Consider the following 26,351-nt stretch of genomic DNA (forward strand, 5'->3'; position numbering starts at 1 on the left):
GGAGAGCAGAAAAATGAACAAGATGAACCGAACCCTGTCCGCCGTCGCACTGGCGGCATCGCTCGCGGCCCTTCAAGGCTGTGCCTCCCCGGGCGCAGCCATCGACAAGGACGCGCAGGTGCGCGCCGCGGCCGAGAAGCCGGCGGCGCCCAAGCCCGAGGAGTTTCCCGACCTGGGCAGCGCCAAGTGGAAGCAGGGCGCCTTTCCGGGCACCGACAAGTTCCAGCGCGTGCGCCCCGGCATGGGCAAGGACCAGCTGCGCGAGCTGCTGGGCTGGCCGCACTTCAGCGAAGGCCTGTGGGGTGTGCGCGAGTGGAACTACATCTTCCACTTCTATACCGGAAAGGGCAGCGAGCACATCACCTGCCAGTACATGGTGCGCTTCAACGGCAACGAGCTGATGACCGGCGGCTGGTGGAAGAACCCCGACTGCGCCTTGCTCGCACAGCCGCCGATGGCCACGCCGATCCCGGTCAGCACCAAGCTGGCACCGCCGCAGAAGGTCACGCTCAATGCGGACGGGCTGTTCCGTTTCGACGGCGCCTCGCTCACGGACCTGCTGCCTGCAGGACGCACGCGGCTGGAACACCTGGGTGACGAGCTGCGCAACAATTTCAGGTCGCTGCACTACATCGTGGTCACGGGCCACACCGACCGGCTGGGCGGCGACGCTTACAACGAGGCGCTGTCGCTTGAGCGCGCGAACACCGTGCGCGATCTGCTGGTGCAACAGGGCTTGGACCGCAAGCTGATCCGCACCGCGGGCATAGGCAAGCGCCAGCCGGTGGTGTCCGATTGCGAAGGCACCCAACGCACGCCGGCGCTGCTGCAGTGCCTGCAACCCAACCGGCGCGTCGAGCTCGACATCGCAGGGGAGCAGTGAGCATGAACGCGTCCGCCCCCTCGGGGTACCGGATCGCGCTGGTCGACTCCGACGCCCTGCAGCGCGCCTGCACCGGTAACTCGCTGACGGCGCTCGGGGCCGACTTCATCCCCTTCGTGCGCATCGGCGACCTGATCCGGGCGCTGGAGGTGGGGCAGCGCTTCGATGGGGTCATTGTGGGGCTGCACGCTGACGCGCAGAAGACGGTGGCGCGCGTGCCCGCCATGCACCAGGCGGCCGACTGGATGTTGCCGCTGCTGTACCTCACGCACCGCTCGGAGTTGGAGAGCGTGGAGTCGGTGCCCGTCGCGGTGCGCGTGCAGCGTTCTTTCGAGCTGCTGCTGACGCCCGTGGCGAACGAGGACCTGAGCGCCTGGCTGGCGTCGCTGGACGGCCGGCTGAAGCCGGTGCGGCTGATTCGCGTGGGTGCAGACGCCTGACGCGTGCCCCGGGGCCCGGCCCGCTGCGGGGCCGGGCCTGTCAGAAATTCACGGCAAGAGCGGCATGGCGCGGCCGGCCTCGTCGCGTGAACTCCCTCTCCTTGGGCAGTTCGAACATGGGCGACACCGGCACCAGCCGGTAGCCCTGCTTGTAGACCGCGCGCAGCTCGTAGCCGTTCTCGGCGCACAGGTTCAGGCGCTTGCGGATGTTGGCCGCGCACACGTCGAGCACGCGCGTGCCTTCATACGGTGTAGTCTTGTCCCAGATCGATTGCCACAGCCACTCGCGCGTGATCACCTGCCCTATGTTGCGGAACAGCGTGACGGCGAAGGCGTACTGGCGCGGCTGCAAGCGGATGCGCCGGTCACGCAGCACCACCGTGTGGGCCATGTCGAGAAAACGGTAGGGGCCCCAGCTTGCCGTGCCGAGTCCGGCGGTCTGCGCGGCGTGTCGGGCGCGCAGCAGCAGGGTGCGCATGCGCCAGGCCAGCTCGTTGATGGCGTCGTCGATACCGGCGCCGTGCGGCTCGATGAAATCGTCCCAGCCCGGCGCGTCGCTCCAGGGCATGAACTGTTCCCAGCGCTTGTCGCGCACGATGAGCAGCGTTGGAATGTTCAGTGCCCGGCAGGCGGCGAAGAGGCTGCGCGAAGCCAGCTCGTTCTCGACCACCAGGAGCAGCAGGTCGATGTGCTGGCCGCTGTCCAGCGACGCAAAGAAGTCGCCCGGGCTCGAGAAGTGGAGGGTGTCGCAGCCCAGGCGGGGCAGGCTGTGCAGCAGCTGCGGCTCGGTGGTGCCGTGCTCGTCGAGCAGGGCCACGCGCGTGATGATCGGCATGGCTCAGGACGCCTTCTTGCCGTCCCGGACCGCCAGCACGACGATGCCCACGGCGCACACCGCGAACAAGATGCTCGTCGGCGTGGCACCGAGGGTGCCCAGCAGCCAGCCGTGCAGGTCGGTCAGCATGGCGATGAGCCGGTTGCCGCTGGACTGGCGGCTCAGGTCGTTGGCAATGAATGCGTTGAACGACAGCACGGCGAACACCAGTGCCACAAAGCCAGCCACGATCCACTTCACGATGTTTTGCTCCCTTTTTCCCCCGGCGCAGCGCAGGCTGGCTGCCCGGGTCTTGCGATGCTAGAGGGGGCTTCGAGGGAGGAATCTGATGAATTCTTTCAGCGCCGCACGCCGGGCGATGGAGTGGCCGCACCGGTATCGACGGGCCGGACATCGGCCACTAATCGGTCGGAAATGGTCCGGAGAATGTTCCCCCTGCCTTTTTACCTTCACTTCCTCTTTCGCAGGTGTCGGGTATGGGCCTCAATGCAGACACCCGTGGCTCTGAGCCCGACGACGGCAATCGCTGCAAAGCGGCCTTGGCTTCTACTGTTGGATTTCGTCGGCCATTGACTCTGGATTGGACTGAACCCGATCGACTGGACCAATGGGGTCATCAGAACTAAACCGCCTGCTGAGCGAATTGGGATTCGAATTCGTTGGGTGCACGGTAGCCGAGCGCCGAGTGCGGCACGGCAACGCAAAGCATCGACACGCTTTGGCAGCACGCGCTCCAGATCAGCCTCAAGCGGTAGCCGGAGCAGTTGATGGCACAACAAGATGGCCCCAAAGGCTCTGAAATCGAACTTGAAGCGATCAGGCCCTTGCAACCTTCTGGGCGCGCCACCGCCACCCCGAGATCTCAGGCATGTCCTCGCCCTTCGTGGTGATGTAAGCCCGATGCGCCAGCAACCGGTCGCGCAGGTACTGCTGCACATGCGCGGCGCTGTTGGTCATGCGTGGCACGCGGTCGATCGCATCGGCGGCGAGGTGGAAGCGGTCGAGATGGTTCAGCACCGTCATGTCGAAGGGGGTGGTGGTGGTGCCTTCTTCCTGGTAGCCGTGCACATGGAAGCCCCGGTGGTTGGCACGCTTGTACGTCAGTCGGTGGATCAACGCCGGATAGCCGTGGAACGCGAAGATCACCGGCTTGTCGATCGTGAAGATCGAATCGAACACCGCGTCCGCCAGGCCATGCGGATGCGCTGACGGCGATTCCAGCGCCATCAGGTCGACCACGTTCACGACCCGCACCTTGAGATCGGGCAGGTGCGTGCGCAGCAGATCGACCGCCGCCATGGTTTCGAGCGTGGGCACGTCGCCGGCGCAAGCCATCACCACATCGGGCGCGACACCGGCATCGTTGCTGGCCCAGTCCCAGATGCCCAGGCCGACACTGCAATGCCGCACGGCGGCCTCGATGTCGAGCCACTGCGGCGCAGGTGCCTTGCCGGCGACGATCACATTCACGTAGTCGCGGCTGCGCAGGCAATGGTCTGCCACCGACAGCAGCGTGTTCGCGTCCGGCGGCAGATAGACCCGCACCACCTCGGCCTTCTTGTTGACCACATGGTCGATGAAGCCCGGGTCCTGGTGGCTGAAGCCGTTGTGATCCTGCTGCCAGACATGGCTGGTCAAGAGGTAGTTGAGCGAGGCGATCGGGCGCCGCCAGCCGATCTTGCGCGTCACTTTCAACCATTTGGCGTGCTGGTTGAACATCGAATCGATGATGTGGATGAAGGCTTCGTAGCACGAGAAGAAGCCGTGGCGCCCGGTCAGCAAATAGCCCTCGAGCCAGCCCTGGCAGAGGTGTTCACTGAGCACTTCCATCACGCGGCCGTCGGGTGCAACGTGGTCGTCGGTCGGCTCGACGCGTGCCGTCGAAGTTCGGTTGGTCACTTCGAAGAGCGCACCCAGACGGTTCGACACGGTCTCGTCCGGGCCCATCACCCGGAAGTTTTGTTGTTCGTCGTTGCGCCACATCACGTCGCGCACAAAACCGCCGAGCACGCGTGTGGCTTCGCCTTGCAAGGCGCCGGGAGACTCGACTGCCACGGCATGGTCGCGGAAGTCCGGCAGCTTGAGATCGCGAAGTAAGGCGCCGCCGTTGGCGTGCGGGTTTGCGCTCATGCGGCGCAGGCCCCGCGGCGCGATGGCCGCGATATGGGCGTGCAGGGTGCCGTGGGCATCGAACAGCTCCTCGGGCCGGTAGCTGCGCATCCAGTCTTCGAGCAGGCCGATGTGCGCCGGATGCTGCGCAAAGCCGGTCAGCGGCACCTGGTGCGCGCGCTGCGTGCCTTCGATCGGCACACCGTCCACCACCTTGGGCCCGGTCCAGCCCTTGGGCGAACGCAACACGATCATCGGCCAGCGGTGTCGGCGGGTGAACCCGTCTGCGCGCGCTTCGGTCTGGATCGCGCGGATGACGTCGAGTACCGTGTCGAGCGCCAGCGCCATCGCACGGTGCATCGTTTCGGGGTCGTCACCGGAAACGAAATGCGGCTCGTGGCCGTAGCCGCGCATCAGCTGCGTCAGCTCTTCGTCGCCGATGCGCGCCAGCACCGTGGGGCCGGCGATTTTGAAGCCGTTGAGGTGCAGGATGGGCAGCACAGCGCCGTCGCGCGTGGGATTGAGAAACTTGTTGGAGTGCCAACTCGCCGCGAGCGCGCCGGTCTCGGCTTCGCCGTCACCGATCACGCAGCACGCGATGAGCTCGGGGTTGTCGAACACGGCGCCGTAGGCGTGCAGCAGCGAGTAGCCCAGCTCGCCGCCTTCGTGGATCGAGCCCGGCGTTTCAGGCGCGACATGGCTTGGGATGCCGCCGGGAAAAGAGAACTGGGTGAAGAGCCGCTGCATGCCGGCCGTGTTGAGAGCGACGTCCGGGTAGACCTCGCTGTAAGTACCTTCGAGCCAGGTGTTGGCGACCACGCCGGGACCGCCGTGGCCGGGGCCGGCGATGAAGAGCGCATCGAGGTCGCGTGCGACGATCGCGCGGTTCATGTGGGCGTAGACGAAGTTCAGGCCCGGTGTCGTTCCCCAGTGGCCGAGCAGCCGCGGTTTGATGTGCGCAAGTTCCAGCTTCCGATGGAGCAGCGGGTTGTCCATCAGGTAGATCTGGCCGACCGACAGGTAGTTGGCGGCGCGCCACCAGGCGTCGAGCAGGTTGAAGTCTTCGGGCGGGGCGCGTTCAAGTGGGCGGGTCATGGGGCGGCTCCGGTGGTTTGATAAAGGGAAAGAACTTGGCAGGCCTCGTCGGCGATCACCTGCTCTTCGTCGGTGTGCATGACGAGCACGGCGACCTGACTGGCTGCGGGATCGGGCGTCACGCCGAGCCAGGCGAGGTGGCGACACACGGCGTCGCGCACAGCCGGCTGGTTCTCTCCGATGCCGGCGGTGAAAACGAGCGCGTCGAGCCCGCCGAGCGTGGTGGCGATGGCGGCCACTTCGCGCGCGATCCGCAGTGCATACAGCGCCAGCGCTTCGCGTGCCTCGGGCGCATCACTCGTGAGCAGTTTGCGCACGTCGCCCGAAACGCCGGAGAGGCCGAGCAAGCCTGAGCGGTGATAGAGCATGTCTTCGACCGTGTCGATGGACTGACCCGGTTGCTTGAGCAGATAGAGCAGCGCGCCGGGGTCCAGCGCGCCGCTGCGCGTGGCCATCGGAATGCCGTCGAGCGTGGAGAAGCCCATGCTGGTCTCGCGGCTGGTGCCATGCAGCAAGCCGCAGAGGCTGGCGCCACTGCCCAGGTGCGCGACCACCACGCGGCCCGCGGCAATCTCGGGGTGCTGCTGGCGCAGTTGCGACGCGATGAATTTGTACGACAGGCCATGAAAGCCGTAGCGCTTGATGCCTTGGTCGAACAGCACGCGTGGGAGCGCGTAGCGGCGCGATGCAGCGCTCTGGCTGCGGTGGAAGGCCGTGTCGAACGAGGCCGACTGCGGCAGCGCTGGTGCGGCGTGCCGCACCGCATGGATCAGTCGCAGGCTTTGCAGCTGGTGCAGCGGCGCGAGCGGTGCCAGTGCCTCGATGGCGATGAGCGTGTCTTCCGTAATCGCCACCGGGCCGCTGAACTCGTCCCCGCCGTGCACGACGCGGTGACCCACCGCCACGAGCCGTGCGCCCGGCGCTGCGTCGCTCACCCAATCCAGGGCCTTCGCGATCACGCCGGACAAGGCATCGGGCGTTGCATCGACCGTGCGGCGGGCGAGGGCGCGCGTCGCGCCTGCGTCGATCACGAACAGCCCGAGCTTGATCGACGAAGAGCCGGGGTTGAAGGTGAGCATCACATCGCCTGTCATGCGACCATCATGCGCCGCTTACCCCGTCCAAGGTGTCATGAATGGTCTCGCTCGCGCAAGTGCCTGCGTGTCGAATACTTGGGCGGGCGGGCGGGCTGTGCGGCTTGCAAGGCCTCGCCAAGGGTCGGTGTCCGAAGTCACGCTGGCCCCGGTCGGCTTGAGCCATCAATGCGTGCTTCCAAGCTGTTGTGGTACTTGCAAAGATGGCGCCTGGGCTGCCGCCGCCGCAGGCTCACTTGCGTCGATGATTTTTGACGGTGCGAATCTTGACCGGGCCGAAGCCGTTGTAGACCGCCTCGTTGGTTTTCAGCGAGGCTACGATCTTGCGCGTGCCGCGACTCGCGCGCACAGTGCTGAAATGAACCAAGCCGACGTACTGCTTCAGATCGTAGCGATGGCCAAGTTGGGTGGCGCTTTGCCACCCGAAGAGGCGATGTGCATGCTGGCATCGATGATCGACAAGCTGGACATGCACAGCGGCAGCTATGAAACAGACGTCGCGGCGCTGGTGAAGGTCGGCGCGACCATCTGGAATCTCTCCAGCGGGCCAGATGGGGCGCACGACCCGCATTGGGTGCCGCCGTTCGTGCGCCATTGAAAAAGCCCGCTTGAGGCGGGCTTTGATATTTGGTCGTGAACTCTTACGCGGTCCACGCTACGGCAAATGTTCGTTTGCGGAAGTCATTGTTGTTTTTCTCGTCGTAGTGACTTCGACGCGCTGGTATGAGATTCAGCTTGCCTGGCCAGGCAACGCTCAAGAATGCATGAGCGAGCCTGAATTGTAGCAGGCAGCCTCCTACGAAAGAGTCGGGGCGAGGATTCGTTTCGCCGGATTCGGCCGGTCAAGCTGAAGCTCCAGGGGGTCGCACGGTACGGAAATCTGTTGTCCGTCGAAGCGCACCCGGATGTGGGAGTAGGTCGCTCCTGTGATGGAGCCAAGCCGACCTTCGGAGGCGACTCGATCGCCTCGGTGGAACGTTCGACCAAACTGCGTCCTGATCTGCTGAAAACTCTTGGGGAGCTTCGTGCCGGGCATTCTTGGCTTCTTTCGCGGTCGCTGGGACATCCACAACGCGGGATGCGGGTCGATGGACTACAGCGCGGGAGAAGAAGGGGAGCGAGGCACGTTCGGCGTGGTGGCGCGGATCACTCCGTTGAGATGGGCGACCTTAAGCAGTTGTGCGAAAGCAGGAACGAAAAGCCCGGACGAAGGCGGGCAGGTACGGCGCCGGGGAGGGGGAATTGCGCCGCCGGCGCAATGCATCCAAAACGAAGAGCAAGTTCATTTCCGCTGCGAGCGAGTTTTTTCGTCAGCGATAGCCGAGGCACCATTTCGTGTGATCGTGCGAACATGCACTGATTCGCGTCCAAATGTCTTTGCGTTGCCCGGCAACTCCAGAGTCATCTCGATCATGCCGTCGGCAGCCAGCCGCTTCGCGGCTGAAACATCCGCCGACAAAGTGAGCCACCGAGGTGGTGGCATGCGGCCGATCCGCATCAGCAATTGGATGTCCATGATGAGTCCTTGGGATGGAGAAAGCCTAGGTGCTTGTCATTCGAGGACGTGCAATGGCAAGCGAATGGTGAAAACACAACCTGTTCCCGGAACATCTCGAGCAGTCAACGTGCCGAGATCGGCCTCAACGCTTTGGCGTGCGATGGAAAGGCCCAGGCCGAGACCGGATTTGTCATGACTGTGTTGATTGAAGGGCTCGAACATCCTGGAAGCGCTTCCGGGCGGCAGCCCTCCACAGTGGTCTTCGACATCAATCAAGACATGGTCGTCGAGCGCATGAGCTTTCAAGGCGACAGTGGTGTGCGGGTGCGTGAACTTGAACGCGTTTTGCAAGAGATTCTGTAAGGCGGCAAGCAGCAGCTCGCGATTGCCATGGATGGCCAGCAAAGGGTCGACCGAGGCCGTTTCGAAGGAACAGCGTGCAGCGCCAGCGACGAGCTGCGCGGCGGTTTCGGCATCCTTGATGAACGCGGCGACGGAAAACGTCTGGCGCTGTTCCTGCACGCTGGCGCGCACCTCGGCGAGCGCCCGATCGATCAGGGTGACCATCGCCGCAAGGCTGCGCTTCAATACGCTTCCCGTGGCACCTCCCACTGTCATGTTGCCGAGTTCGAGGGCATGGATGGCAAGAGTCGCCGTGCCCAGACAGTTGCGTAACTCGTGAGCGAGGAAACCGACACGCTCGGTGGAGTCAAGGCTCTGCTGGCGGGCGATCTGTGTATCGCGCTGATAGCTGAATTCCGTGACGGCATCAGCAATGGCGTTGTCCAGGCATCGATTCAATGTGCGGAACTCCCCGACAGCAAAGGGGGCATCGCGCTCGAAGGCCATGTCCGTGATCGCTTGGCAAAGGTCGCCATAGTCGTGGACGACTTGATCTACCGTGTACCCCAGTTTGAGCAACTCCTTGCCGTGGGCCGTGGCGGCTACCCCCATCTCCGACAAGGCCTGTGAATCTCCGCCTGAGGGGCCCGAAATTCGGATGCTGTCCGCCGGCTTGTCATCTTCTTCCGCGGCAAACGTCTGGATCAATTGATCAAGGAACAGCGGAATGCCGTTGGCCAACTGCTGTTCAGTTGCTGCGCGCCGGGGCCTTCGCGCAACTTTTGACTTGCACCGTGAGATCAGTTCATCACGGTTATTGGTCAAGAAGTTGCGCATGTTCAGACCTCGATGGCGTTCGCCTGGTTATTAATGAGCGCCGTCGGCGGTGTTTTCGAGACGCATTGCTCAATCGTCATTGATGCGAAAAGCCCAGTCTGTGCGGTAGCGAACGTAGTGACGATCGAGCGCCAGGATCGTTTTGCGAGGCAGCGGGAAGCTTGAGGCCGCGAGTGATGCTTGGTGCATTCGTCACTGAGCTTTGGGACGAGCTCGGGGCTTCAGTGCAGGGCCGGGGGGTAGCCTGCCAGTGGCAGAAAAATCTGCGCCATCTGGAAACCACTGGTGCCATTCGACCCCGGCGTAGAGGTCAACGTCGCCTCTCAGGGCTCCGAAGACTTCTGCTCCAACCTGTTGGAAAACCATCGGAAGATGTTGTCGCAGCGGTTGTTGGCGAGCCTCACGAACAGGTAGCCAGACTCTGCGTTGCCGAGCGCATCAACGGGGATTCCCGCGCAGCGAAGGGCTGTGACTTCGGCTTCCGAGTCAATGTCAAAGGGCAAGCAGAGGGTCACCGTCGCCATGTGCATGGGAAGCTTGGCCATGCTGCGGCTCAATGCGCTTGTCCGGATGCGTCATGCCCTTTGGGCGTCACGCGCATCACGGTGGCCTGGCCTGAATAGACGACTCGCCCACGCTGGTGCAGCAAGGGCGGAAGCTCAGCCTCGATCAAGCCCTCGCTGCGCAGCACGTCGCACATTTGAATCTCCGCCTGATTATCGATCAGCAGGGGCAGTCGCGAGCAGCAAAGGCGACTCAGCAGATGCATGGGCATTGGATCTCCCGGGTTGGCGTCGACCGGCGACGCCGGTGAGGTGGTTTGATAGTCGATGCCGGAACGCAGGGCGGCGCTGGCTGTCACGAACTTGGGGCCACCCAACCGTGTGCCCGACACCCACGCCGCCGCCCGGTTCAGGATTCGTCGAAACTGACGGCCGTACAGATAGGTGCGTGCCAGGTTCTCGGTGTCGATATCCGCGGGGTTCATGGCGTACGTTGGGTTGCTCTCCAAAGCGGGACTCTGGGTGCCCCACGCTAACCAGAAAGTGAGTCCGTCACCGTTCGCTAGCGCACCGACGCTCCCCAAATAAAGTCTCGATGATTGGTGCGGCAGCGCACAGACGCCGGATTTCAGCCTCAGAATGATGAGAATTTTGGAAGCTGATCCCATCCATGGCATTGCCTCCGCGTTCGTCCTCGTTGCGTCGGGCCTCCGCACACAACGAACTTCTGGATGCCATCCCTCTTGAGGTGATGGCCCGAATGGAGCCGTTCCTCGAGGTTGTGCCGCTGCGTCTCGGGGAGGTTCTCTACGAATCGGGTGTGGTGCAGCGGCACGTCTTTTTTCCGGTCGATTGCATCGTCTCGCTGCTGTATGTGCTGGAGAACGGGCAATCGGCGGAGATCGCGGTCGTCGGCTTCGAAGGCATGGTGGGCGTGTCGCTCTTGATGGGCGGAGGTAGCACCCCCAATCGTGCCGTGGTGCAAAGCGCAGGCAACGCCTTCAGACTGAGTGCCACCCACATTCAGGAGTTGACAGAAAAGGGGGGGCCGCTGCTTCACCTCTTGCTGCGCTACACGCAGTCGCTCATCACCCAGATGTCGCAAACGGCGGTGTGCAACCGGCACCATTCGCTCGAACAGCAACTGTGCCGCTGGCTATTGTTGAGCCTTGACAGATTGCCGGGCAATGAACTGATCATGACGCAGGAGCTGATCGCCAACATGCTCGGCGTGCGACGCGAAGGCGTCACGGAGGCGGCAGGCAAACTTCAGCGTCTGAACCTGATCAAGTATGCGCGAGGTCACATCACGGTACTTGACCGCCCGGGCCTCGAACAGCAGGTCTGCGAATGCTATGAAGTCGTGAAGCGCGAAACGGATCGACTGCTGCCTCGCCCAGTGGCGACCTGATCCGTCGCGGCGATAGCCAGTCTCGGTGCGCCGCCGCACAGACGTGAACGATCGCATCAGCAACAATGCGCCCGGTAGCGCATTTCCGCGCTAGCTCTTCTCAACAAGCGGCTCTGTGACATCCCACTCGACCCGCCCCATCCACAACCGTCTGCTCGAAGTGCTGCCGCCGATGGTCAGGGCGCGCCTACTCGAAAAATGCGAGAGTGTCCTGTTGACCGCGGCACAGACCTTGTATGAGCCGGGTGATGCCATCCGCCACATCCACTTTCCCACGAGTGCCTTCGTCTCGCTGGTTTCTACTGCAGATGGTCACGACGGCCTGCAAACAGGTCTGGTGGGCAACGAGGGAGCTGTGGGCTACGAACTGTCGTTGGGCGTGCAAAGCGCACCATTGCGAGCGTTCGTACAGGGCGGCGGCTTGGCCTGGCGCCTGACAGCGCAGTCGTTTGCTCAGGAGCTGGAGCAGAACACGCTGCTCCAGCCGGTTCTCAATCGCTACGTCTGTGTGCTGCTGATGGAGCTGGGGCGGTCGGGCCTGTGCAACCGCTTCCATTTGATCGAGGAACGCCTGGCGCGCTGGTTATTGACGACACAGGACTGCGCGCACTCCACACACCTCGCACTGACTCATGAAGTGCTGGGCCGTATGCTGGGGGTGCGCCGGGTCGGCATCACCAATGCCGCGACCGCGCTGCACGAGCGTCGACTGATTGACTACCGCCGTGGCGCCATCACGATCACGGATCGCCAGGGACTGGAAAATGCGGCGTGCGATTGCTATCGAGCCAACCGGCGCAACTACGCGCGGCTGATCTCATAGCGGGTGAGTTTCCCGCAGTTCAAAGTGCGGGGGCATGAAGATCGTTTTCACGAAGCATCACCGGTTCCATCGCCCCTTGTAAGAGACGACGCCGCACCGCAGCTTCGATCTCTTCGACATGGTGGCTGAACGTTTCAAGTGGGTCGGCGTTCTCGGTTGTGCGAAAGTGATAACGCAGTGCTTCTCTCCCGATGCTGGCACTCACGAACTGGGTGCCTTCCATGTTCACCCAGAAGCGGATGGAGCCGGAGGCATCATGAAAATAGGGAGCGTCGGACATTGCGGGAGTCTTTCTTGGGGGCGGCTGCCCACTATCACAGGGATTGCACGTCGTGTCTGTGCGATAACGGGCGTTGATCGCTCCACAGGCCCGCGCGCTTGGCGCTTTGCCGTGAACGCCGGCGAGGTGACGGCCCGCCGGCATCGAGGGCCGCTCTTGATGGGCGGGTGCTTAAGCTTCCTCTACCAGCGCCGGATGGCCGTCCACCAGATCATGGTCCGGCTTTTGTTTTCGGTCTGTGCGACAGCGCACGGTCGAAACACCTCCTGCGAAGTAATGTGGCGGCTTCAACTTCCTCAACGGAGGGATGCCATGACGCCGTCCCAGTTCACTGCCGAGTCGCTGCTTCGGACTTACCTCAGTGGGCGCAGCATGCCGAAGATCCTTCGTGACGCAGTGGTGTGGGCGATCGAGGTTCGGCTGGCCAGAGGCGATACGCCGACGCTCGATGAGACGCTGCGAGCAGACATCGACAACCACGCGGTAGAGCGATCTGAGCGACCGACCGTATGCGTCCTACTGCGTCGTCGCTCAGACGAGGTTGAAGTCACAACGCATGCGAGCGCGAGTCGTCCAAGCCACAGAGTGTTTGGAACCTCCGTGTATTGACGCGTGTGCTTAGATCAGCCGACCGGGTCGGCGTCTTCGTCTTCCGCGGTCTCGCGCGGCCCGACGCGCTCGTCCGGCGCGTAGCCCGTGAGTGCGCGCACACCGGCTTCTAGGGCGTCGAGCCACAGACTGCAGGGTTCTTCGGAGGATACAAGTTTGTCCCAGCGCCTGGCGGCGTCGCTTTTTTCCATGAGCACCCAGTAGAACTGGCCGGGGGCCGGCTCGTCAACGTGGACGGCGATCCGCCGAATGGGGGGCATCAGCGTTTCTCCTCGAGGTACTCGCGCACAGCGTTGGCCGAATTTCCAACGGCCTTCATTGCATCTCGCAATTGCATCTCTGTGCACCTGAGTGATTCCATCCACGAGCGCACTTCGTGCGGCTCCTCTAGCGAGATCAGCTTGGGGTCTATTCTGGTTTTGTTGGTGTCGTCAGCCATGTCGTTCTCCAGTTCGCGCGAGGAAAGGCCCGTCGCGTGGTCAAGATGACAGGATTGCGGGCAGGGGCGCGTGTCCGTTTACCGCCTTCTTCTGACGGCGGATCGCCTACGCGTGTCACCTTCCAGAGCTGGCCTTCGAATCACTCCCTGTGCTGCGCAGACCGGACTGGACGGCGACGCCACATCAGTCTTTGCGGTACCGGTGGAAAAGCATGCGGGCTGCCTTGGGTACGGCCAGGGCGGTGTGCGCGTCACCCATCCGGTGGGGCGGAGCAACAAGCTGACCGGCAGCGCGCTGGGCGCGTTGACCATGCCGGTCGCCACGCGGATCGCCAACCATCTGGCCATCTCCTGCGGCCAATTCAAGGCAGACGACATAGTTCTGATGATGCCGGCGGCAACGACGTGCTGTTCGAACTGACCGCGTTGACCGCGTCCGCCGCGGGCGCGGGGGAGAACGCCGGCAGCACGGCGTACGTCAACAGCTTCGTGCCCTTGCTGGCGGCGGGTGCCACCGATCCGACGACGGCTGCGCAGGCGATCAGCGCGGCCAGCTCCGCCGCGCTTGTTTTCATGCGCGCTATTGTCTTCAGTGTCGGGGGCAAGTGGCCCACACGAGCATCCGGCGCTATCTCGGTTGCTCGCAATCAGCTGCGGCCCGGCAAGAAAATATCTGCCCTAGCTCTTGCCGATGCGGGCAGCTTCAGATTCGAGGACGAGGTGTTCAATTCGTGCGTCCGGCAGTGCGACCAGAAGGTCGATGTGCCGGCGGATCGCATACATCGCATGAACGAAAGCATCGGGATCCCTTTGCGCATCCAATGCGCGTGGATCAGGATGCGACCAATGCGCGGTCGCAGGGCGGCCAGGCCAGACAGGGCATGTTTCACCTGCGGCTTCGTCGCAAAGCGTGACGATCAGGTCCATCGAAGGCGCGGATGCAGAGGCGAACTCGCCCCAGCTTTTGCTGCGCAGCCCCTCTGTGGCAATACCTCCCTCCTGAAGGACCTTCAGGGTACGTGGGTCAGGCTGGCCATCAGGTGCCGGAGTGCTGCCGGCGGAGTAGGCGTGGAACCGCTCGCCAGCCAGTTGGTTGAGGAGTGCCTCAGCCATGAGGCTTCGGGCGGCGTTGCTGTTGCAGATGAACAGCACATTGGTGGTGTGGCTTGAAGTCATAGCGAAACGAAGTGACGGACCCGACCGATTGACCCCTTCCACGATTACCTGCGCATGACACCGCGCATAGCGATGCGCCCCTGTTTTCCGACCGGGCAGCATGCCTGGCGGGCGCGGGCCAGGGCGCAGGTTGGTTATAGAGACGGTCGCGGACATCGGGAACCTCGGGATTCGAGGCGCAATTTGCATTCCCTACCAGCGTCCCACGGCCGTCACTGCATATCCTCGCATTGCACTCTGACACGCACGTGACTTCACGTGTTCAGGCAGCAACGATGCAAATCAGATTGCCCGAATCACTTGGTCACGGGGCAGCCCCCCGGGCCGACCGATTCAATGCGCAGCTTGCAGTTGATCGGGGGCCAGCAGAAGATACTTCGCAGATCGTTCTGCCTTCCGATTCCCGTCATCGCTGACGATGACGATTCGGGCGACGCCGTCGATGACGGCCGGGCTCACGCCTTCTGCGCGCTCCAGGCCCTGAAGACCCGGGACCGTGACACGGCGCGCTGCGCCACCTGGCTGTCCATTCCAGAGCCAGAGGGCGAACTGGCCTGGCTCGCGAGAAACCGGCCCGCTGATGACCAAGTATTCGCCGATGGAGGAGACGTAGGACAACCCGCGAATTCCGTGGCCGCCCAGGTCCAGCTCATTGAGATCAGCCGCCACCCGGGGTACCTCGTCCGCCTCGAAGACGCCATGCGGATTCTCGACGCTGGCGATGATCGCGCGGCCATCGCGCAACGGGCTGCGAAAGCCGATCAGCAATCGTTGCTGGTCTGGGCTGATCTCCAACGCTTCGATGTTGAGCCCACCGCCGGCCTTGACATCCCGGATCGTGGCTGCCGAGGCCAGTTCAGGATGCGTCGACGTCAGGGCGCGCTTCAATCCGTCGACGACCTTGGCCTCCGCCACCCGACTCCCCTCGACCCGGAACCGAACCAGTCGTTCGCGGGACTTCTTTTCGCGGCCTTCGTCGTCTCGGGAATGCGAAGTGATGGCGTAGACAAAGCCTGCGCGGTCCAAAGCAAGGCCTTCGAGATCATCGAGTTTCCAGAAGTCACTGAAGATCTGAAACAGCCCGGCGGTGAGTTCGGTACTGTCGACACTTCCGTCGGCGCCGATCACCACCAAACTGAAGGGGTGGCTTTTTTCGTCCTCGACCACAAGGAAGCGCCCGTCCGGCAACTGCTGTATCGCCGACGGCTCATAGATGCCGGTCAAGGGCTGGAAAGCGGGAAGTCTGTCGTGCATCACGGCCGCATTGTCTGGCCTACTTCTTCGGGCGCCCAGCCTTCAGCGGCGCCAGCGAATCCAGCGCACCGCGCAGTTGGGCATCGGTGAGCTGTTGGAGCGCGTGCAGCCCGGCTCGTAGAAGCTCGCTCTTCTTGGCGGGGCGCTTGAAACCCAGCGCGCGGTCCTTGAGAACGGCAATCAGACCGAAGTCCTGCTGGGGCATCGTGAAGCTGTCTCGCACAAGCTTGGCTTTGGTTTTGGCTGCATCGCGCACGGACTCGGATGATGCGGCCTGGACAGACGTCGCCCGTTCCTTGCGGGGAGCCGCAGGCTTTGCGACCTGAGGCGGCACGGCCAAGGCCTTCACCCCCTTGGTCTTCAATGGCCCCGTCTTTTTTGCCGCTGTCGTCTTCGTTGTTGCCTTTTTCGCTGATGCCTTCTTCACCGACGTCATCTTTTTGGATGAGGGGGTCTTGGCGCCGACCTTGGCCGACGCCGCCTTCTCGGTCACCGCTGCTTTTTTTGCCGAGGACTTCGTGGCCACGGGTTGTGCCGGCTTGGCCTTTCGAGGCGAGACCTTCTTGGCGGCCGCCTTTTTGGTCGCGGCTACTTTGGGCTGGCGCACCGGTGCCTTCTTGACCGACGGCCTTTTGCGTGCAACCGGCTCCGCAGCTGGAGAGTTCGATGGCAACTGCGTTGCGGCAGGAGTTGTGGACGCTGCTGACGGCTGGGCCGCGGAGGCAACCACTGCCGGGTCTGCTGCGTCGCTGGGCGCGGAAGTCATTTCGTTGTTGGGAAGGCCGGAGTCAGTCATTGAGGATTTAAAAAATATGGTGTAAATGATTTACACCATTATTCTGAATGCAACGGGAGTCTGCATCAAGGGCCTCTGTGCGATCCGGTGAAGCGGCGGGCATCAGCACCCGCATCTTTCCTCTTGCCTTTCTCTATGCGCATCTGCACTCTCCACCACGCGTCCTGCGGCTTATGAACAATCTGGATCCTTCGCCCCCTCTCCCGGAACCGGGCCGTATTGCGCGGCGGGCGAATGCCGCCGATCAGGCCGGGTGGCGCCGCTGGCTGCCGGGACTGCGCACGCTGCGCAGGTACCAGTTGGCCTGGTTGCGACACGACATCGTTGCCGGACTGGTGCTGACCACAATGCTGGTGCCCGTCGGCATCGCCTACGCGCAGGCGTCGGGCGTGCCCGGCATCTATGGCCTCTACGCGACCATCGTTCCGTTGCTCGCGTACGCCGTGTTCGGACCCAGCCGGATTCTGGTGCTGGGCCCGGATTCCTCGTTGGCTGCACTCATCCTGGCCGTCGTCCTTCCGCTGTCTGGCGGCGACCCGCATCGCGCGGTCGCCCTGGCGGGCATGATGGCGATCGTGTCGGGAGCAGTGTGCATCCTGGCCGGCGTCGTGCGCCTGGGCTTCGTCACCGAGCTGCTCTCCAAGCCGATTCGCTACGGCTACATGAACGGCATCGCGCTGACGGTATTGATCAGCCAACTGCCCAAGCTGTTCGGTTTTTCGATCGAGAGCGACGGACCGTTGGGAAACCTGAGGGCCATCGCGACTGCGGTGATGGATGGCAAGACCCACTGGACCACGTTCATGGTCGGCGCAGGCACCCTGGCGGTCATCCTGCTGCTCAAGGGTAGCAAGCGCTTGCCGGGCATCCTGATCGCCGTGGTGGGAGCGACCGTCGTCGTTGGCGTGCTGGACCTTGGGACACACGCCGGGGTGTCGGTCCTCGGCGCCCTCCCACAAGGCCTGCCCGCGTTCGCCATCCCGTGGATCACGACCGCCGACATCGTCCCCGTCCTGATCGGCGGGTGTGCCGTCGCGCTCGTCTCGTTCGCCGACACCAGCGTGCTCTCTCGTGTCTATGCGGCGCGGACTCGCACCCACGTCGACCCGAACCAGGAGATGGTGGCGCTCGGCGTCGCCAACCTGGCGGCCGGACTTTTTCAGGGCTTTGCTGTCAGCAGCAGTTCGTCGCGCACCCCCGTGGCCGAGGCCGCAGGCGCCAAGACCCAACTGACCGGCGTCGTCGGCGCGCTGGCGGTTGCCCTGCTGCTGGTCGCTGTGCCTGACCTGCTGAAGAACCTGCCCACCAGCGCACTGGCCGCGGTCGTGATTGCATCCGCCATCGGCTTGATCGAGGTTGCCGACCTGCGTCGGATCTATCGCATCCAGCGCTGGGAGTTCTGGTTGTCGATCGCCTGTACCGTCGGCGTAGTCGTGCTGGGCGCGATCGAGGGCATCGGCCTGGCCATCGTGATTGCGGTCATCGAATTCCTGTGGGATGCCTGGCGCCCCTATTCCGCCGTCCTGGGGCGCGCCGACGGCGTCAAGGGATACCACGACATCACGCGGTATCCCGACGCGCGGCTCATCCCTGGGCTGGTGCTGTTTCGCTGGGATGCCCCGCTGTTCTTCGCCAATGCCGAGCTGTTCCACGACCGGGTGGCCGACGCCATGGCTGCGTCGCCCACACCGGTGCGCTGGCTGGTCGTTGCGGCGGAACCCGTCACCAGCGTGGACGTGACCGCCGCCGATATGCTGGCCGAGTTGATCGAAGCCTTGCGGGCAGCCGGCATTCAGTTGTGCTTTGCCGAGATGAAGGACCCGGTCAAGGACAAGCTCAAGCGATTCGGGCTTTTCGAGCGGCTCGGGGACGCCGCGTTCTTTCCGACCATCGGTGCCGCCGTCAGCCGATATCTTCAGACCCATCCGGTGGATTGGGTTGACTGGGAGGACAAAGGGCGCTGAGTTCGTATGGCGAGCCATCGAACACGGCTTCCCGTGCCAGGTCGTGTCTTTCGTTGCGGAAGCAGCCGATTGGGCTCGGCTCCGCGTCTTAACAAGGGCACAATCCAATCCAGCTTCTGGACCAACTGGGGGGCAATGCGCCGATCGCTATGCCTTGCTGGCCAAAACCTTCAGGTCCGCGAAACCGGCTTCCAAGGCGAGATCAAACTCCGCGAAACCCTCGTCAGACTGGGCCACGCAGTCGTCGACGATGCAAGCCTCTTTGCGCTCCAGCAGTGCCCACGAAAACTGTCCCTTGCTGGTCTCTTCGACGATCACACGCAACTGGCTCAGCGGAATCATGATTCCTCGCTCAGCCGAGAGTATTCGGTGTCTTTAGTGTGCCGACTGGATGTCTACCCGGTAGGACACATCCAAGAGCTTTCCTTTTCGCGCGTAGTAGCGGTTGAGGCGCCACTCATTCAAGATATCCATCGCAAGACCGAAGCTCTTGAGGTCCGTCTTCTGAACGGTTGAAGTTAAATGTCCGCTTCAGGACCGGTTGCTGCCGCTCGGCGTTGATCGACTAGCAACTTCGTCGGGTCTTTCAATCGACGCTCACACTACCGAAAGTGACTGTCCCTTGCGAATTTATTGGTCGCGGCGAAGAACCGAGGGCACGCACCCGCACGTGCTGCCAGGCAGGCCGGGGCGGTGCCCGATGACGAATGTCAATCGAGGAATGCGCCGAAACGGTCTTGCAGCTTCTCGAGACGGCTGACACGTTCACCCACCTTCTTCCCGAGTTGCTCGATCACGCCGTTCATCAGGAGGTTGATGAAGCTCACGATCGCAACGGTGGAGTCCCAGAAAAATCCGACATCCGTCTGCACATGAAAAACATGCGGGGTGTAGGTTCGAGCCCAGTGGCAGTAGGCATCGGTGATGACAAAGACCGGAATGCCGGCTTCCGTGGCCGCCGAAGCCAACGCTTCGGCTTGCTTCGCATAGCGACGGATGTCGACAAGAACAAGGCAGCGTGTCTGGCTCTTCAGGGCGCCTAGAAGTTCGGCGTAGGTGCCGTCTGCACCATCGAGAAACTTCACGCCCTCGCGCACATATTCGAGGCGCGCCGCAAAGTCGGAGGCAACACCGCGTACGGTTTGGTAGCCCGCGACGAAAACACGTTGGGATGTCGCAACCTGCCGCACCATGGCGTTCCAGTGCTCTCCGGTCGCCAGATCGTGTGCGGCCACCAATGCGTCGATTTGCTGCGTGAGTTGCGCACTGCGCACGTCGGACACGGGACCTTGGCTGCGACTGAATTGCTCGAAGCGGCCGGCGATGCGAAGCTCCGCAGGTGCGCTCAAGCGACTGGCTTCGCGACGAACCTCGTCGAAGCTGTCGTAACCGAGCGTGCGAAGAAAGCGTCCGACGGTCATCGGGCTCACGCCGGATTTTCGCGCCACGGACGCCGCGTTCTCCAGCGTCAGCTCGCGCGCGTTGGCGGTCAGGTAGGCCGCCAGAAGCCGCTCCGAGCGCGTCATCTCGGAGGATGCCGCTTCGATGCGTTCAAAAAGGGACAGGGAAGATTTCATCGGGTGTCGGCGATGCGGCCATGGCGGCGCATCAGGTCGATCAGCATACTGTGATCCAGCGCCTCCACGCGCGTGTTGTTCCGGCCCACCATGGTCTGGGCGGCAATCAGCGCGTTCAGGATGCTTTCCTCCACGGCTTGCACCACGCCGAGGAAGAGCGGGTCGAGGGTGTGCTGAGCCAGATACTCGGTCCGGCAGACGCCCAGCGCCCCGGGCGCCTGGTCGGCGTGGGTGGTGAATGCCAGCATGATGTCGCCGGAGCCGTCTCCTCCCGGCGTGCCGGTTCTGCCCACGCCAAGTGCGGCGCGCCTTGCAAGCCGCTTGAGCTGACTGGACAGAAGCGGGGCATCTGTTCCCACGATCACGATGATCGAGCCTTGCTCGCGCGCAGCCGGCTCGCCTTGGCGGCTGCTTGAACTGGGCATGAGTTCACCGACGGGCACGCCCAGCACGTTCAACCAGGGGCGGATGCCCATGTTCGCCTGGACCAGCACGCCGACGCGGTAGTCCTGGCCCGCGACGTTCACGACGCGCGACGCCGTGCCGGTTCCGCCCTTGAAGCCGTAGCAGACCATGCCGGTGCCTCCGCCGACGTTGCCTTCCGCGACGGCGCCGGGCGCGGCTGCGGCGATGGCTTCGAAAACATGAGACTCCTCGACGTGCAGCCCGTCCATGTCGTTGAGCACGGCATCGCAGGTTTCCGCGACCACCGGCATCAGCCATGGATAGGCACCGCGATCACCGTCGACGCGGGAGAGCCACCGCACCAGCGCGTGATGGACCACGCCGACGCTGTGCGTGTTCGTCACGCCGATCGGGCCGCGAAAGATCCCGGCCTCTTCGATCCAATGCGTGCCGGTCATCTCGCCATTGCCGTTGAGTGCGTGCACGCCAGCCTTGACCGGCTGCAGCACGCCCGATCTGCCTCGCGGCAGAACGATCGTCACCCCGGTGCGCACGGCAGGCGCACCAACATGTGGCGAGCCGTCCCCATGAATGAGCGTCGTCTGCCCGATTTCGACGCCGGGCACGTCGGTGATCGCGTTGGCAGGGCCTGTCTTTCCGGAAAAGCGCAATCCGAGATCTCTCGCTCTTGTCTGTGTAGTGGGGTGGGGCAAGGGATTACTCCTATGTGTTGGTATCAATATTGCATTGACCTGTGTAATGTTAGTCAAATAACATTTGTGTGTCATCAATCGGAAGGACGGATAGTTCAAATGACTGGAATCTCGTGTGCGTTCGGACGTGGCCGGGCCTGGCTGCCGGCAGTGGTTGCGGCGGCGTCTCTCCTGGTCCTGCCAGGGCTTGCCTTCGCGCAGAACCCGAAGCCCCTCATCTGGGGCAAGCCCTCGGAGGTGCTTTCCACCGACCCGCATTCGTCGGGCGATGGCTCGTCGTGGACGGTCTTCTATCTGATCTACGACCAGCTGCTGAGCACGGATGACAAGCTCAACATCACGCCCAAGCTGGCTGAATCGTGGGAACAGGTTTCGCCCACGTCCTATGTCTTCAAGCTGCGCAAGAACGCAGCGTTTTCCAACGGTCGGCCGCTGACCTCGGCCGATGTGGTGGGCAGCCTGAAGCGGCTGACAGATCCGCAGAAGGCGCGCGGCTGGGGCAAGCAGATCGGTGGTGTGAACGTGGTCGCGATCGACGCCCATACCGTGCGCATCGATCTGGCCAAGCCCAACACCTCGCTGCTGTCCATCCTTTCCGTGGCGACCACCTCGATCCTGCCGATGAAGGAAATCGAGGCTGGCAACTTCGATCCTGCCAAGGGAATGCTCGGCTCAGGTCCCTACAAGGTCGCGCAACACCGCCAGGACGAGGCTTGGTTGCTCGAGCGAAATCCGCACTATTGGCAAAGCGGCAAGCCGCTCATGGACAAGATGACGATCCGGGTCATGCCCGACGACGCGGCGCGTCTTGCCGGATTGCGTGACGGCAGCATCGACGTGGCGACATTCGAGAACCCGGACACGCCGCGCCTGCTGGCCGCCATCCCGAGCGTGCAGCCGGTGGTTCAGAAAACGCCCAACTACTTCCACTTGGACCTGAGTGGTCTGAGCGGCAACTCGGTCTTCAAGGACCGTCGTGTGCGCCAGGCGGCGGCGTTGGTCGTTGATCGACCTGCGATCGTCAACGCGGTTTTCGGCGGCGAGTCGGCCGTGGAGTACGCCGTTCCCAGTGCCTTCGGGAAGAAGCTTTGCGAAGGACTGCCGAGCTACACGCTGCCACGCAAGGAGCGGGTGGCCAAGGCCAAGGCTTTGCTGAAGGAGGCGGGCAACCCCAATCCGCGCATCAATCTCATCGCCTCGTCGGTGCTGGTGACCTATCCGCTGATCGCCCAGGTGCTGCAGCCCCAACTGCAGGAAGCTGGGTTCAGCGTTCAGGTGCAGCAAGTGCCCGTGGCCGATTGGTACAAGCGCGTTCTGACGACGAACCCGAAGGACTCGAACTTCGATGCGTCGCTGACCTGGTTCGCGGGCTTCTCCGATCCCGGCATCGTCCTGAACTGGTGGACCTCCGGCTTTTCGCCGGTCTTCACCACCTTCCTGGAGCCCGTGCCCGAGTACGGCGAACTGATGGCGCAGATTCGGCAGACACCCAACGGGCCCGAGCGCGACAAGCTGATGACGCGCGCGTGCGGATTGATCGAGAGCTCGGCCAACATGATCCCGTTGGTCGGCAAGCCGGACTACATCGGCTTCCGACGCGACCAGCTCGACGCGCGCTTCGGCACGCTCGAAGGCAACTTCGACGTCTTCAAGTACGTCGCAGATTTCAAGCGCCGTTGAGTCACAGGGCCGAAAGATGCGAATCGTCTACTACCTCGCCCTGCGCCTGGGGATTGCCACGTTGACCCTTGTGGGCGTGTCGATCCTCGTTTTCGCCGGCTTGCGTTTGCTGCCCGGGGGCTTCGAGCAGATGGTGCTGGGTCCGGATGCCTCCGTGGAAGCGCGCGCCGAACTGGTCGCGAAGTTCGGGCTCGATCGGTCGGGGCCGGCGCAGTACGTGAAATGGCTGGGCACCGCAGCGACCGGCGATTTCGGGGTTTCGATGGCGACCAGCAAACCGGTGGCCGACGAAATGGTGCGCCGCGCGCCTGCGACGATCCAGGTCGCCTTGATCGCGACGGCCACGGCCCTGGCGGTCGGCTTGCCGCTGGGCTTGCTGGCTGGCCTGGGCATTGGCAGATGGCGCTCCGTCGGCCGCATAGTGGGCGCCCTGGGGGCCAGCGTGCCCGAGGTCGTCCTGGGCAGCGTGCTGGTGTACGTGTTTTCCAGGTGGAGCCTGGGTGCGACAGTGGGTGGCTATGTGCCGTTCACCGAAGACCCGGGTGTCAGCGTGCGCGCCACGCTCTTGCCGGGCATGAGCCTGGGCATCTTCGGCATCGCGCTGCTGGTTCGCACGACGCGCGATTCGGTTCAGCGCGTGCTGACCGATGGCCATGTGCTCACTGCGATCTCGCAAGGGCGAAGCCGTTGGCAGATCGTGCGCCACCACGTTCTGCGCAATGCGTCGATTCCGGTGCTGACCGTGACGGCCACCTACATCGGCTACCTGCTCGGTGGCGCACTGATCGCCGAGATCCTCTTCTCCGTGCCCGGGATTGGCCTGTACGTTTACAGCGCGCTGGGCAACCGGGACTACGCGGTCGTGCAGGCTGGCGTGTTGCTGGCGGCTGCTGTATTCATCGCCGTGAACACCCTGGCCGACCTGGGCTATGCCGTGCTCGATCCGCGCATCGATGCCAGGCGCCACGGGTGAAAGGGCGAATGATGCAAGTCATGCAAACCGCCGTGCGCTTCGCACGCCGCGACCATCTGGCCGCTGTCGGCGGACTGGTCCTTCTCACGCTGCTGTTGCTGGGCGCCCTCGGTCCCTGGCTGCCGTTGGGCGACCCGGATCAGATCGGCGCCGGTCCGCGCTTCGCTGCGCCGTCATGGGCGATGCCTTTCGGGACCGATGAGCTGGGCCGCGACCTGCTGCCACGCATCGTGCGTGGAATCCGTGCGACCTTCGTTCTGGCGCTGGCATCGGTCTGCGGGACCGCCATTCTCGGAACACTCATCGGGCTGTACGCCGCCTATGTGGGGCGCTGGGTCGACACCGTGATTGCGCGGGTCATGGACATCATGTTCGCGTTTCCGGCGCTGATGCTCGGCCTCCTGGTCGCAGCCGTGATCGGTCCGGGAAGCATTTCTGCACTCGCGGTGATCCTGTTCGCCACGCTGCCTCTGTTCGTGCGGGTGGTGCGCTCGGTCACGCTCAGCATGGTGGGGCGCGGCTTCGTGACGGCCGCCGAGGTGGCGGGGGCCTCGCGCCTGCGCGTGATGCTGGTGCACCTGCTGCCCAATGTGCTGGGCGCGGTGCTGGTGCAGTTCACCTACGCAGTGTCGATCGGCATCCTGATCGAAAGCGGGTTGAGTTTTCTGGGGCTCGGCTCCCAGCCGCCGGAGTCTTCGCTCGGCGCTTTGCTGCGTCTGGGCTCGGTGTATCTGACGATCGCGCCCTGGCTCGCACTGTCGGCAGGTGTGGTGCTGGCACTGTCGATCGTGGCCGTGAATCTTCTGGGCGACGGGCTGCGTGACGCTCTTGAACCTCTGCGTGGGAGGCGACTTTGATGAACAGAACGACAACACCGCCGTTGCTGGAAGTCACGGACCTTGTCATCGAGTTCGGCGACGCATCGGGGGCCGCACATCGCGCGCTGGACGGCGCGACGCTGTCGGTGCGTGCCGGCGAAGTACTGGGGCTGGTCGGGGAAAGCGGCTCAGGAAAAAGCACGCTGGGCCTGGCGGTGGGGCGGCTGCTGGCGGACAACGCCGGTCGACCCGGCGGCGATCTGAAAGTGAATGGCCGGTCGGTCTTCGAGCTGGACGATGCTGCCATGCGCGAACTGCGACGTCGCACGCTCGGCTTCGTTTTTCAGAACCCCATGGTCGCGCTGGACCCGACCATGCGCGTCGGCAAGCAAGTCGCGCTGGCGGCCGGCAGCAAGGCGCCGGTGCGCGATCTGCTGGCACGTGTCGGGCTGCGCGACATCGAGCGCGTCGAGCGCAGCTTCCCGCACCAGCTGTCGGGCGGCATGGCGCAGCGCGTCGTGATCGCAATGGCCATTGCGCGCGGGCCGATGTTGCTGGTGGCCGACGAGCCAACGGCCTCCCTGGACGCAACCCTGCGCGAGCAGATCTTTGCGTTGCTCGTGTCGTTGCGCGACTCAATGGAAACAGGCGTTGTGCTGCTGAGCCATGAACTGCGCGCCGTGGCCCGTCATTGCGACACGGTCGCGGTGATGTATGCCGGCCGTGTGGTCGAGTACGGACCGGCGTCCGTGGTCTTCACGCGGCCTGCGCATCCCTACACGCAGGCGCTGCTTGCCGTGGCGCCTGGAAGGGAAAAACTGGGCGAGGTTCTGGCTTCGATTCCCGGCGCGCCGCCGGCGCTCAGCGGTCGCAGCGAACACTGCGCCTTTGCCGATCGGTGCGGGTATGCCGGCGCCGACTGTCGCTCGCTGCGACCCGAGCTGCGCGAGGTCGAGGGGCGTTCGGTGGCATGTCACCGCGCCGGCGAGTTGGTTCAATTCAAGGAGGCCGCATGACGGAGCCTGTGGTGTCGCTCGAGCGCGTGGGCGTGACCTTCACTGCGGGGCCGGTCTGGAACCGGCGCCGCGTCGACGCCGTGCGCGACGTGAGCTTGAGCATCCGCGCCGGTGAAACGCTCGGGGTCGTCGGAGAAAGCGGCTCCGGGAAAACAACAATGGGCCGGCTGCTGCTGGGCTTGCAGGCTCCCACGCAAGGGGCGGTGCGCTTCCTTGGCGATGTCGTTCCCGCCTCGCGTCGAGCCCGGCAACTTCTGCTTGCGGGACGCATGTCGGTGGTGTTGCAGCAGCCGGAGTGGGCCCTCAACCCGCGGCTTCGTCTCGGCGTGTCGGTGGCAGAGCCGCTTGCGGTCACCGGTGCGGGAACGCCGCAGGAGCGCCGCGAGCGCGTCGCGCAAACGCTCGCGCTGGTGGGCCTCAACCCGGGGTTTGCCGAACGGTTCCCGCATGAGCTCTCTGGCGGGCAGCGTCAACGGGTGGCGATCGCCCGGGCGTTGATCACGCAGCCCCGGTTTCTGGTGTTCGATGAAGCGGTCAGTGCGCTCGACGTTTCCGTGCAGGTGCAGATCCTCAATCTGATCCGCGACCTGCAGCAGCGTCACGGCTTTGCGGCCCTCTTCATCTCCCACGATCTGGCCGCCACGCGCTACGTATGCAGCCGGATCGCGGTGATGCGCGCGGGCGAAGTGGTCGAGATCGGCGACGCCGCGCGTTTCTACGAGAAACCGCACCACGAGTACAGCCAGGCCCTTTGGCAGGCTGCAGCGTAAATACGAAAGAG

General features: G+C 63.8%; 29 protein-coding genes. 11 read left to right on the top strand and 18 right to left on the bottom strand.

Annotated elements, in window-relative coordinates; translation table 11 throughout:
- The first annotated feature begins 13 nt into the window (after positions 1-13).
- On the top strand, positions 14-883 hold the full coding sequence (locus tag IG196_RS08510; RefSeq protein WP_318646646.1) for an OmpA family protein: 870 nt from the start codon (positions 14-16) through the stop codon (positions 881-883).
- A 2-nt stretch (positions 884-885) separates the two neighbouring features.
- Positions 886-1,323, top strand: a complete 438-nt coding sequence (locus IG196_RS08515) for a hypothetical protein (RefSeq protein WP_192195795.1) — start codon at positions 886-888, stop codon at positions 1,321-1,323.
- 40 nt (positions 1,324-1,363) lie between these two features.
- Here the strand turns inward: IG196_RS08515 and IG196_RS08520 are convergent, their stop codons facing one another.
- The 4 genes from IG196_RS08520 to IG196_RS08535 all read right to left on the bottom strand — a co-directional run bounded on the left by IG196_RS08520 (position 1,364) and on the right by IG196_RS08535 (position 6,456).
- Entirely contained in the window at positions 1,364-2,158 is a 795-nt protein-coding gene (locus IG196_RS08520) for a DNA-binding response regulator (protein ID WP_192195796.1), read from the bottom strand.
- Between the two features lie 3 nt (positions 2,159-2,161).
- Positions 2,162-2,398 (bottom strand): hypothetical protein, encoded by a 237-nt coding sequence (locus IG196_RS08525; protein ID WP_192195797.1) that lies wholly within the window; start codon positions 2,396-2,398, stop codon positions 2,162-2,164.
- Positions 2,399-2,974: 576 nt separating this feature from the next.
- Complete coding sequence (locus tag IG196_RS08530) at positions 2,975-5,362, bottom strand: phosphoketolase (RefSeq protein ID WP_101492480.1); 2,388 nt, start codon at positions 5,360-5,362, stop codon at positions 2,975-2,977.
- Positions 5,359-6,456: an acetate/propionate family kinase gene (locus IG196_RS08535; RefSeq protein ID WP_101492479.1), complete on the bottom strand. Its 1,098-nt coding sequence runs from the start codon at positions 6,454-6,456 to the stop codon at positions 5,359-5,361. Before IG196_RS08535 ends, IG196_RS08530 begins: the two co-directional genes overlap by 4 nt.
- Positions 6,457-6,583: 127 nt before the next feature.
- Here IG196_RS08535 and IG196_RS32000 point away from each other — a divergent pair, with 127 nt between their 5' ends.
- Complete coding sequence (locus tag IG196_RS32000) at positions 6,584-7,054, top strand: hypothetical protein (RefSeq protein WP_225616977.1); 471 nt, start codon at positions 6,584-6,586, stop codon at positions 7,052-7,054.
- Positions 7,055-7,738: 684 nt separating this feature from the next.
- On the opposite strand, the gene IG196_RS08545 is transcribed toward IG196_RS32000, so the two are convergent.
- The 4 genes from IG196_RS08545 to IG196_RS08560 all read right to left on the bottom strand — a co-directional run bounded on the left by IG196_RS08545 (position 7,739) and on the right by IG196_RS08560 (position 10,121).
- Positions 7,739-7,972 (bottom strand): hypothetical protein, encoded by a 234-nt coding sequence (locus tag IG196_RS08545; protein ID WP_101492477.1) that lies wholly within the window; start codon positions 7,970-7,972, stop codon positions 7,739-7,741.
- Between the two features lie 36 nt (positions 7,973-8,008).
- On the bottom strand, positions 8,009-9,133 hold the full coding sequence (locus IG196_RS08550) for a sensor histidine kinase (RefSeq protein WP_101492476.1): 1,125 nt from the start codon (positions 9,131-9,133) through the stop codon (positions 8,009-8,011).
- Between the two features lie 323 nt (positions 9,134-9,456).
- Positions 9,457-9,678, bottom strand: coding sequence for a hypothetical protein (locus IG196_RS08555; protein WP_192195798.1), 222 nt, complete (start codon positions 9,676-9,678; stop codon positions 9,457-9,459).
- Between the two features lie 8 nt (positions 9,679-9,686).
- Positions 9,687-10,121, bottom strand: a complete 435-nt coding sequence (locus IG196_RS08560; RefSeq protein ID WP_192195799.1) for a hypothetical protein — start codon at positions 10,119-10,121, stop codon at positions 9,687-9,689.
- Between the two features lie 185 nt (positions 10,122-10,306).
- Here IG196_RS08560 and IG196_RS08565 point away from each other — a divergent pair, with 185 nt between their 5' ends.
- The gene (locus tag IG196_RS08565) at positions 10,307-11,047 is read left to right on the top strand and encodes a Crp/Fnr family transcriptional regulator (protein ID WP_101492473.1); all 741 of its coding nucleotides are present in this window, start codon (positions 10,307-10,309) and stop codon (positions 11,045-11,047) included.
- Positions 11,048-11,162: 115 nt separating this feature from the next.
- Complete coding sequence (locus IG196_RS08570) at positions 11,163-11,870, top strand: Crp/Fnr family transcriptional regulator (RefSeq protein ID WP_192195800.1); 708 nt, start codon at positions 11,163-11,165, stop codon at positions 11,868-11,870.
- 19 nt (positions 11,871-11,889) lie between these two features.
- Here IG196_RS08570 and IG196_RS08575 read toward each other — a convergent pair whose 3' ends face one another.
- From IG196_RS08575 to IG196_RS08605, 7 genes are all read right to left on the bottom strand, one after another.
- On the bottom strand, positions 11,890-12,150 hold the full coding sequence (locus IG196_RS08575) for a DUF1488 family protein (protein ID WP_192195801.1): 261 nt from the start codon (positions 12,148-12,150) through the stop codon (positions 11,890-11,892).
- 623 nt (positions 12,151-12,773) lie between these two features.
- Positions 12,774-13,019: a hypothetical protein gene (locus IG196_RS08580; protein WP_192195802.1), complete on the bottom strand. Its 246-nt coding sequence runs from the start codon at positions 13,017-13,019 to the stop codon at positions 12,774-12,776.
- Positions 13,019-13,198, bottom strand: coding sequence for a DUF3606 domain-containing protein (locus IG196_RS08585; protein WP_101492468.1), 180 nt, complete (start codon positions 13,196-13,198; stop codon positions 13,019-13,021). Before IG196_RS08585 ends, IG196_RS08580 begins: the two co-directional genes overlap by 1 nt.
- 362 nt (positions 13,199-13,560) lie before the next feature.
- Positions 13,561-13,773: a hypothetical protein gene (locus IG196_RS08590; RefSeq protein ID WP_192195803.1), complete on the bottom strand. Its 213-nt coding sequence runs from the start codon at positions 13,771-13,773 to the stop codon at positions 13,561-13,563.
- Positions 13,774-13,876: 103 nt separating this feature from the next.
- On the bottom strand, positions 13,877-14,530 hold the full coding sequence (locus IG196_RS08595) for an arsenate reductase ArsC (RefSeq protein ID WP_412556373.1): 654 nt from the start codon (positions 14,528-14,530) through the stop codon (positions 13,877-13,879).
- Between the two features lie 177 nt (positions 14,531-14,707).
- Positions 14,708-15,598: a DUF3616 domain-containing protein gene (locus tag IG196_RS08600; protein WP_225616978.1), complete on the bottom strand. Its 891-nt coding sequence runs from the start codon at positions 15,596-15,598 to the stop codon at positions 14,708-14,710.
- Between the two features lie 49 nt (positions 15,599-15,647).
- Positions 15,648-16,424, bottom strand: coding sequence for a hypothetical protein (locus tag IG196_RS08605; protein ID WP_192195805.1), 777 nt, complete (start codon positions 16,422-16,424; stop codon positions 15,648-15,650).
- A gap of 173 nt (positions 16,425-16,597) precedes the next feature.
- Between IG196_RS08605 and IG196_RS08610 the strand changes: the two genes are divergently transcribed.
- The gene (locus IG196_RS08610) at positions 16,598-18,388 is read left to right on the top strand and encodes a SulP family inorganic anion transporter (RefSeq protein ID WP_192195806.1); all 1,791 of its coding nucleotides are present in this window, start codon (positions 16,598-16,600) and stop codon (positions 18,386-18,388) included.
- A gap of 147 nt (positions 18,389-18,535) precedes the next feature.
- On the opposite strand, the gene IG196_RS08615 is transcribed toward IG196_RS08610, so the two are convergent.
- The 3 genes from IG196_RS08615 to IG196_RS08625 form a co-directional block, all read right to left on the bottom strand.
- On the bottom strand, positions 18,536-18,730 hold the full coding sequence (locus IG196_RS08615; RefSeq protein ID WP_192195807.1) for a hypothetical protein: 195 nt from the start codon (positions 18,728-18,730) through the stop codon (positions 18,536-18,538).
- 368 nt (positions 18,731-19,098) lie between these two features.
- Positions 19,099-19,965, bottom strand: a complete 867-nt coding sequence (locus IG196_RS08620; protein WP_101492463.1) for a MurR/RpiR family transcriptional regulator — start codon at positions 19,963-19,965, stop codon at positions 19,099-19,101.
- The gene (locus IG196_RS08625; RefSeq protein ID WP_225616979.1) at positions 19,962-21,083 is read right to left on the bottom strand and encodes a P1 family peptidase; all 1,122 of its coding nucleotides are present in this window, start codon (positions 21,081-21,083) and stop codon (positions 19,962-19,964) included. The genes IG196_RS08620 and IG196_RS08625 overlap by 4 nt, the downstream gene beginning before the upstream one ends.
- Before the next feature lie 99 nt (positions 21,084-21,182).
- On the opposite strand from IG196_RS08625, the gene IG196_RS08630 reads away from it, so the two are divergent.
- Genes IG196_RS08630 through IG196_RS08650 form a run of 5 tightly spaced genes read left to right on the top strand, consistent with a single transcriptional unit; the run spans position 21,183 to position 26,340 of the window.
- Complete coding sequence (locus IG196_RS08630; RefSeq protein ID WP_192195808.1) at positions 21,183-22,763, top strand: ABC transporter substrate-binding protein; 1,581 nt, start codon at positions 21,183-21,185, stop codon at positions 22,761-22,763.
- 16 nt (positions 22,764-22,779) lie between these two features.
- Positions 22,780-23,736 carry an ABC transporter permease gene (locus IG196_RS08635; protein ID WP_192195809.1) on the top strand — a complete coding sequence of 319 codons (957 nt, stop codon included), beginning with the start codon at positions 22,780-22,782 and terminating at the stop codon, positions 23,734-23,736.
- Between the two features lie 20 nt (positions 23,737-23,756).
- Positions 23,757-24,593, top strand: a complete 837-nt coding sequence (locus IG196_RS08640; protein WP_225616980.1) for an ABC transporter permease — start codon at positions 23,757-23,759, stop codon at positions 24,591-24,593.
- A complete protein-coding gene (locus IG196_RS08645) occupies positions 24,593-25,570 on the top strand; it encodes an ABC transporter ATP-binding protein (RefSeq protein ID WP_192195810.1) in 978 nt (325 codons plus the stop codon). Before IG196_RS08640 ends, IG196_RS08645 begins: the two co-directional genes overlap by 1 nt.
- Complete coding sequence (locus tag IG196_RS08650; protein WP_192195811.1) at positions 25,567-26,340, top strand: ATP-binding cassette domain-containing protein; 774 nt, start codon at positions 25,567-25,569, stop codon at positions 26,338-26,340. The genes IG196_RS08645 and IG196_RS08650 overlap by 4 nt, the downstream gene beginning before the upstream one ends.
- Positions 26,341-26,351: the final 11 nt, after the last annotated feature.

The organism is Variovorax sp. 38R, assembly GCF_014843395.1.
GTDB classification, from domain to species: Bacteria; Pseudomonadota; Gammaproteobacteria; order Burkholderiales; family Burkholderiaceae_C; genus Variovorax; species Variovorax paradoxus_H.

Coding starts and splice junctions, on each gene's coding strand:
- IG196_RS08615 (WP_192195807.1), bottom strand. CDS start 18,730: ATGATTCCGCTGAGCCAGTTGCGTGTGATCGTCGAAGAGACCAGCAAG.
- IG196_RS08575 (WP_192195801.1), bottom strand. CDS start 12,150: ATGTCCGACGCTCCCTATTTTCATGATGCCTCCGGCTCCATCCGCTTC.
- IG196_RS08545 (WP_101492477.1), bottom strand. CDS start 7,972: ATGGACATCCAATTGCTGATGCGGATCGGCCGCATGCCACCACCTCGG.
- IG196_RS08635 (WP_192195809.1), top strand. CDS start 22,780: ATGCGAATCGTCTACTACCTCGCCCTGCGCCTGGGGATTGCCACGTTG.
- IG196_RS08630 (WP_192195808.1), top strand. CDS start 21,183: ATGACTGGAATCTCGTGTGCGTTCGGACGTGGCCGGGCCTGGCTGCCG.
- IG196_RS08580 (WP_192195802.1), bottom strand. CDS start 13,019: ATGCCCCCCATTCGGCGGATCGCCGTCCACGTTGACGAGCCGGCCCCC.
- IG196_RS08550 (WP_101492476.1), bottom strand. CDS start 9,133: ATGCGCAACTTCTTGACCAATAACCGTGATGAACTGATCTCACGGTGC.
- IG196_RS08535 (WP_101492479.1), bottom strand. CDS start 6,456: ATGACAGGCGATGTGATGCTCACCTTCAACCCCGGCTCTTCGTCGATC.
- IG196_RS08510 (WP_318646646.1), top strand. CDS start 14: ATGAACAAGATGAACCGAACCCTGTCCGCCGTCGCACTGGCGGCATCG.
- IG196_RS08560 (WP_192195799.1), bottom strand. CDS start 10,121: ATGAACCCCGCGGATATCGACACCGAGAACCTGGCACGCACCTATCTG.
- IG196_RS08520 (WP_192195796.1), bottom strand. CDS start 2,158: ATGCCGATCATCACGCGCGTGGCCCTGCTCGACGAGCACGGCACCACC.
- IG196_RS08565 (WP_101492473.1), top strand. CDS start 10,307: ATGGCATTGCCTCCGCGTTCGTCCTCGTTGCGTCGGGCCTCCGCACAC.
- IG196_RS08610 (WP_192195806.1), top strand. CDS start 16,598: ATGAACAATCTGGATCCTTCGCCCCCTCTCCCGGAACCGGGCCGTATT.
- IG196_RS08590 (WP_192195803.1), bottom strand. CDS start 13,773: ATGAAAACAAGCGCGGCGGAGCTGGCCGCGCTGATCGCCTGCGCAGCC.
- IG196_RS08555 (WP_192195798.1), bottom strand. CDS start 9,678: ATGGCCAAGCTTCCCATGCACATGGCGACGGTGACCCTCTGCTTGCCC.
- IG196_RS08645 (WP_192195810.1), top strand. CDS start 24,593: ATGAACAGAACGACAACACCGCCGTTGCTGGAAGTCACGGACCTTGTC.
- IG196_RS08605 (WP_192195805.1), bottom strand. CDS start 16,424: ATGACTGACTCCGGCCTTCCCAACAACGAAATGACTTCCGCGCCCAGC.
- IG196_RS08640 (WP_225616980.1), top strand. CDS start 23,757: ATGCAAACCGCCGTGCGCTTCGCACGCCGCGACCATCTGGCCGCTGTC.
- IG196_RS08515 (WP_192195795.1), top strand. CDS start 886: ATGAACGCGTCCGCCCCCTCGGGGTACCGGATCGCGCTGGTCGACTCC.
- IG196_RS08585 (WP_101492468.1), bottom strand. CDS start 13,198: ATGGCTGACGACACCAACAAAACCAGAATAGACCCCAAGCTGATCTCG.
- IG196_RS08650 (WP_192195811.1), top strand. CDS start 25,567: ATGACGGAGCCTGTGGTGTCGCTCGAGCGCGTGGGCGTGACCTTCACT.
- IG196_RS08530 (WP_101492480.1), bottom strand. CDS start 5,362: ATGACCCGCCCACTTGAACGCGCCCCGCCCGAAGACTTCAACCTGCTC.
- IG196_RS08595 (WP_412556373.1), bottom strand. CDS start 14,530: ATGTCCGCGACCGTCTCTATAACCAACCTGCGCCCTGGCCCGCGCCCG.
- IG196_RS08620 (WP_101492463.1), bottom strand. CDS start 19,965: ATGAAATCTTCCCTGTCCCTTTTTGAACGCATCGAAGCGGCATCCTCC.